The organism is Deltaproteobacteria bacterium (assembly GCA_016874775.1).
In the GTDB taxonomy this organism is placed as follows: Bacteria; Desulfobacterota; Binatia; order Bin18; family Bin18; genus VGTJ01.
Genome location: VGTJ01000253.1, coordinates 1 through 6,162 on the forward strand (window position 1 = coordinate 1; position 6,162 = coordinate 6,162).

Sequence of the window (6,162 nt, forward strand, 5' to 3'; positions counted from 1 at the left end):
TCTTCCAAATGCTCGGCCAGATACGTACAGGTGCAATTCTTCGGCGTGCTCACCAAATATTCGACGTACTGCTTCTTGGTAATCATATCCCTAAAATGATACTTGTGGTCCTCAAGCGTAAGTCCTGACCATCTGTGATAGGCGACGCTTACCCAACTTTCTGACTACCTTTGGCCAGTTGTGGAGATTGAGTGGCGTCTTTATCGTCCTCCCGTATGCTCGCGAGTTTCGACCTCGACGAGCAGGGTGCGGGGAACGAGTAACTCGCCTTTATTGAGGTCGGCTTCAGCGGCACGTTCTACTGCCAGTTTACACGCCGTTTTGAGATCGATGCCGTGAAATTCGATCTCTAACTCATCTGTCGTGACCCAGGCATCTACTGCACGACCATCACTAAGAGTGCAGTGGTAGCCGGAATAGCGACGTGCCTTGTCACGTTTCTTTTCCATGTCGACGATCTTTTGCTTTGCCATTGCGCCCCTCCTTTTACGCTTGTCGTCGCAGGACACCGTCGCGATCAACGCGGGTCCGGAGCGCATGCAACTCTTCCGGTGTTGGTGGCTCGGTCGCCGGAACCGAAGCCGGTAGGGTGAGCGCAAAACCGGTGTTCGCTTGTACCTCTTGCGCTGTGATGCCAGCGTGTACAGAGCGAAGTTGCATGCGTTTGTGTGGCTCTGGGAACTCGAAGATGCACATCGGTGTCACACAATACCGTGGGCCGCCGCCAGGAATCCCCAGTTTTTCGCGTGCATCAGTCCCGCCGGTTCCCCACCCGTAGGCACTGATGAAATCGCACTTCTCGACAAGGAGACGCGCGGTGTGAGAGTTCAGGACGATGTAGTAACGTCCGACATGGGTGCTTAACGTTGGCGTGCCGACCGACCCAGGACCACGAAAGCGCAGACGATTATAGTCTGAGCCGACACCAATCAGGTTGGTGTTGCCGAACGGATCAACCTGCACGCCCCCAATAAAAAAGACGTGACGATCCCAATCCTTGATGCGATCGAAGCGATGGCCGGTGTCACTGTAGGACTCGGCCCAGCGTACGACGCGACGATCCCAGCCAAAAGCGGGCATCGGTATGGTGTCGAGATGGGCAACATTCATACGTGCGCCAAGGAAAACGAGCTCCATGTTTGGACCGTGTGTAAGATGGGCGAGGCGGACGGCTGCTTCGGCAACTGGCATGGCCACACCGACCCGTAAAACATCGCCGTCTTTTAATTCTCGGGCGAGGAAAATCGCCATTTGTTCAAAGGGAGTGTAATCGTTGTTTGGCATAGTCGGCTCAAAGGCTTCAGGCTATAGGCTTCAGGCTATAGGGATTGCACGCTTCCCTTTAGCCTCGAGCCTGTTTTAGTATTCATACAACTCCAACAGCCGCTTAATCCCAACCCGTTCCAGATAATCCCCCAGCGTCGCTGGTTCTCGACAATAGGTGGTGAGATATTGCGCTAGTAATTCAGGTCGATTCTCCTGGGCGGCTGCCGTTGACGCTTGCAGATACCGCCGCAGGTGGGCATTGTCCTGCACGTAATACCCGCGACTGTAAAACGGATGTGCCCCGTAGGGGCCGCGGACGATCGCATCTGCTCCGGCGATAGTTGTGGCCCACGGGTTGGCGCGGATCTCTTCGTTGGGAATGATCTTTTCGACTTGTACGATGGTGCGATCCGCCGCGCGATACAGAAATAAGTCCAGCCATCCGGGACCGCCACAATGCTGGACGTTACCATAGGCGTCGGCTGTAGCGGCATGAAGAAGTGCAACGTCAGGCTTGATTGGCGGAACGGCAAGCAGTGTCTCACCGCGAATCGGATCTTGCATCACTTTTAGTGCTTTATTGACCTCAGGGAGAGAGGTGCCGACGCCACCACGCCAGGGTAAAAAGGGCAAGGCCTGAGCTGCTGCTTGTAACCCACTTGTGAGAATCCCTTCTTCACACTCCCACACTTCGATCTCGTTCCGTTCCACAGCACGACGAAAGGCTGGAGCGACAGGGACGCCGAATCCGCCACCCGCGTAGTAACTCACCGCTTTCCGTACACAACCTGCAGCGATTAACAGATCGAGCGTGATGCCACTGTCGACGACCGTGAGATTCTTCACGCCACGGCGAATAATTTGTCGTAGCAGTGCCATTGGCGCAGGTGACCCTACGGCGACGGTCATGCCATCCTGCACCCAACTTGCAGCGGTGACTTCGTCAATAATACGTTGTTGTCGTTCGCTCATGTCCACCACTTCCCTTTGGCGAGAGATATACGCCGCTCCGACCAGGGTTTGCAATGCCTGTGCCAAAAGGGGAAAGACAGGCCGTAGGCTACAGGCTATAGGGAAGACGTGAAACAGAGAGCACGAAACGAGAGAAGGAGGAAAAAATATGGCTCAAGCACAAGGTCCAGTTGCCGTTATTGCAGGTGTTGGTCCAGGTATCGGCGCACGTTTTGTCGAGACGTTTGCTCAGGAAGGCTATCGGGTCGTCGGGCTTGCACGTAACGCGAGTTCACTTGATCAGATTCGTACAGGCTTAGGGAAGACGGCAGAGCGTTGTGTATTCTGGCCGACTGATATTACTGATGACGCACAAGTGAAACAAACCTTTGCGCGCGTGCGTAAAGAACTTGGTCCAATCAATCTGCTAGTGTGTAATGCTGGTGGTGGCGCGAAGCGCGGCTCATTTCTCGACGTCTCAGCCAATGATTTCATGAACAACCTGAAAGGGCAGGTCTATGGGCCGTTCTTGTGTGCGAAAGAAGCGATTCCTGACATGTTGGCGAATGGAGGTGGAACCGTGGCTTACATCGGTGCCACCAGCTCAGTGAAGGGGTATGGAAAGTCCTCCGCTTTTGCCACAGGAAAATTCGCACTCAGAGCGTTAGCGCAGTGCAACGCCCGTGAATTTGGTGCAAAGGGCATTCACGTCTTTCATGTGATCATCGATGGTGGCATCGATGACGTGCCGTTTGGTGAAGAGCGCGAAGTGAAACCCGGTATGCTGGATTCACGTTCGATCGCGCGTGTAGTCGCCCAGGCCGTTGCTCAGCCGCGTGACACCTGGGTGCACGAGTTCGACATTCGCCCGTCGGTGGAGCAGTTCTAATCTCGTATCTGGGAGCGCGACCGTCTCGGTCGCCTCACTCCTCTTCCTCTGTGACAAACAGTTCTCCACGTTTGCCGATCTGTTCAGGCCGGACGATATTGATGCCCAGCGAGAAGAGGTGGGCGTTTTCGTGACTGTCGAGTGTGAGGACTGGCTTTTTCCAGGCGAGTATTTCCCGGCAAAACTTCTCAGTTTTCCCACCGGGGGCGGCATAGGCAACGAAGACGACATCAGCGAGGGCGGCAACCAGCGCATTACGTGCTTGCGCGCGCTCCGTTGTTGGCCGTCGTTCTTCGGCAGTAAATGAGGTCAGTAACAACAATCGCTCTTGTTCGAGAGCGATTTTCTTCTTCGCAGAGATGCTGATCCCGTCCAGACTGCGAGCAGGGCAGAGAATCACCGGTTGTTTTCCCTGCAACAGAATCGAGAGACACTCTTTCTCCATCGGCGAATGAAAGCCACTGATGACGGTGATGCCTGCATCGCGTAACGCATGCGCAAGCTCATACGTCTGAAGAATTAACGTCGGTGGACATTGAATCGAACAAAAGAGTGCAAACACGGGGCGATAGTGGCGATTATGCAGAAGGTCGCATTGGCCGCGGATGGTGAGGGTGCGTGGCGCTTCGTTATGCAAGTACGTGCGCAGCGCTACGGGATAGCGTGCATCGGTGTCGGGGATGTGGAGGAGGTCTAACATAGAGATCAGCGACTAAAACTCATACGCGATTGTTACTCCGCCATAGACATTGAAGTCAGGTGACGGTTCATAGAAACGGCGGCCAACGGCATTGAGGCGGACTAACCCGTTGTAATCTCATCGCCAAGATTATTGAGGCCGACAAATGGTGAGATTTTCCCACGACCGAGCTGCAACTCATATCCTACCCGCGCATTCACAACGGTATAGGAACTATTGTGGTTGAGGTTGGTATCGTCAGCATACAGACGATCGACATACAACAGATTCAGCGCGCCATAGAGACCGGACGAATGTGCGTAGAACAGCTCAGTAAACACTTGATGAGGCGCGATGCCAGGTTCATAGTTGCCGTCGAGCCGACCAGACTGGATGCGATATCGGTCATATTGAGCATCGAGATAGGTGTAAGAAAAGATCCAGCTCAGCTCGCTGGTGATCGGCAACTGGAAGGAGGTTTCGATGCCACGCCGCGTCGAGTGCCCAGCGTTGCGGAAGAAGGACCGGCCGGAAGCGCCTTGAAATTGTACGAGTTGATTATCAATGGTGATCCAGAAGAACGATCCTTCGTAGCGCAACCGATCCCAGAGAACGCCACGTGTACCGACTTCGTAATTGATTGCCTTCTGCGGATCGATTTCTGGATTGAGGCCGCCGATTTCATTGGGATTGGCAAATTCCGTCGTTGTTGGCACCTGAAAGGCCGTCGAGACATTTGCGTAGAGCGTCAGCCAGGGAAGGGGACTGTAGAGGATACCGCCCATCGGGCTGATCTGATCAAAGGTGCGCGTGCCGGATTGGTTTCCATCGCCGAGGAATGAGTCGGTGACCGTAAAGCGGATACTGTCGTAACGGAGACCGGCGCTGAGGATCAAGTTGTCACGTAAATAGAATTCGTTGCGCATGAAGGGCCCAACACTTTGTACCTCTTCATTTTGGTGAAAGCGGAGTTTGCCAGACTTCCCACTGTCGTTGTTGAAACGGCGGCGGTTGTCGATCTGGTACTGCGTATCGACTCCCAGCATGAAGCGATTACGGAATCCGCCAAACATTGCATTCCACGCATACTTCACCCCACCGCCGATACCAAAGCGGTCAAAGACCACTACACCGCCACCGGCACTGGGAAGCACTGGCAGTTTGGCGCCAAACTGGCGAAACATGGAATACTGTGTGACTGTGACTTCGTGACCTGGGGCAAATTGATTACGGTAGACAAAGCCGAGCTTGCCCTGGGTGACACTCTCACCGCTAGCAAGTGTCACATTGAGTGCACGTGCTTGACGGCGATTTCTTTTGACCTCGGCGGTTGTCAGTGCGCCTGGGTCGTCGGCGAATGGTGAGTCGGTAAAATTGAGAATGGTTGTGAATGACGAGTCAGGGTTGATGGTGTAACGTAGCTTCCCAGTGAAGACGACCGCTTGCGTACGGCTACGATCACGATAGCCGCCGAGATGGAGATACGACGTATTGAAGAAAAAATTGAGCCTGCCTATCTGTCCACCAGTCTTGGCTTGGGCTTTGACCAAGCCAAACGAACCACCGGTGATGCGGGTTTCGGCAAACGGGCGCGCTGGACCGTCCTCGGTCGTGATATTGATCACCCCACCAGAGGCATTGCCGTAGAGTGAGGATGCTGGACCACGCAGGACCTCGATCCGTTGCACGGCTCCAAGGTCAACGTTGTCAAATTCGGTTTGACCATCCGGTGACGTTTCTGGCAGACCATCAACCATGACTTTGAGTTCACGCACCCCGAAGGCTGATCTGGTCCCGAAGCCACGGATGGACAGCCGTTGGTCTTGAGCAAAGTTAAACGAGTTTTGGATAAACACCCCAGGAACTCGATTCAGTGATTCATCGAGCCCAATCGTTTGTTGGCCAAGCTGAATGTCACTTTGGTCAATGACACTGACTGAGGCCGGGACCTCTGCGAGTGGAGTCTCACCGCGTGTGGCAGTCACAACAACTGGCGCGAGTTGGGGCGTGGTTGTCGTTGTTCCATTTTTTGTGGCTGGCGCTGGCTGCCCTTGAGCGATGACCGTTCCATATAACAGCAGATTAAAGAATACTCCGAAGCCTAATTTCCTCCATCTACCTATCACTTTTCCCTTTCGCGAAGTCTGTTGAAGCATGGGATCCTTTCCGAATGAATTGCCCTAACGAATCGAGGGTTATGTTGCTGCTCTGTCGCTAACTCGGGCTAAGGCGGTGGCAGGAAACAACTTACCGCAATAGTGATTGACCGGAGTGGAGAGCCTCTGCACAAGAGCAGGGATGAGAGACGAGACCATTGTGTGCTGGCTTCGGTCTAAGTATCGAAGTCTGGTCGAAGAGCTGGATGAACGCGGGCGAC

6 protein-coding genes are annotated in these 6,162 nt (G+C 54.1%); 1 reads left to right on the forward strand and 5 read right to left on the reverse strand.

Features of this window, described 5'->3' with window-relative positions; all coding sequences use genetic code 11:
* Positions 1–200 precede the first annotated feature (200 nt).
* The 3 genes from FJ147_26465 to FJ147_26475 all read right to left on the reverse strand — a co-directional run bounded on the left by FJ147_26465 (position 201) and on the right by FJ147_26475 (position 2,238).
* Complete coding sequence (locus FJ147_26465; protein MBM4259429.1) at positions 201–473, reverse strand: hypothetical protein; 273 nt, start codon at positions 471–473, stop codon at positions 201–203.
* Positions 474–486: 13 nt separating this feature from the next.
* Positions 487–1,284, reverse strand: coding sequence for a hypothetical protein (locus FJ147_26470; protein ID MBM4259430.1), 798 nt, complete (start codon positions 1,282–1,284; stop codon positions 487–489).
* Between the two features lie 75 nt (positions 1,285–1,359).
* Entirely contained in the window at positions 1,360–2,238 is an 879-nt protein-coding gene (locus FJ147_26475) for a CoA transferase subunit A (protein MBM4259431.1), read from the reverse strand.
* Between the two features lie 148 nt (positions 2,239–2,386).
* Between FJ147_26475 and FJ147_26480 the strand changes: the two genes are divergently transcribed.
* On the forward strand, positions 2,387–3,106 hold the full coding sequence (locus tag FJ147_26480; GenBank protein ID MBM4259432.1) for an SDR family NAD(P)-dependent oxidoreductase: 720 nt from the start codon (positions 2,387–2,389) through the stop codon (positions 3,104–3,106).
* A 34-nt stretch (positions 3,107–3,140) separates the two neighbouring features.
* Here FJ147_26480 and FJ147_26485 read toward each other — a convergent pair whose 3' ends face one another.
* Together FJ147_26485 and FJ147_26490 are read right to left on the reverse strand one after the other, a co-directional pair.
* Entirely contained in the window at positions 3,141–3,806 is a 666-nt protein-coding gene (locus FJ147_26485; GenBank protein ID MBM4259433.1) for a hypothetical protein, read from the reverse strand.
* A gap of 101 nt (positions 3,807–3,907) precedes the next feature.
* Entirely contained in the window at positions 3,908–5,941 is a 2,034-nt protein-coding gene (locus tag FJ147_26490; GenBank protein MBM4259434.1) for a TonB-dependent receptor, read from the reverse strand.
* Positions 5,942–6,162 lie beyond the last annotated feature (221 nt).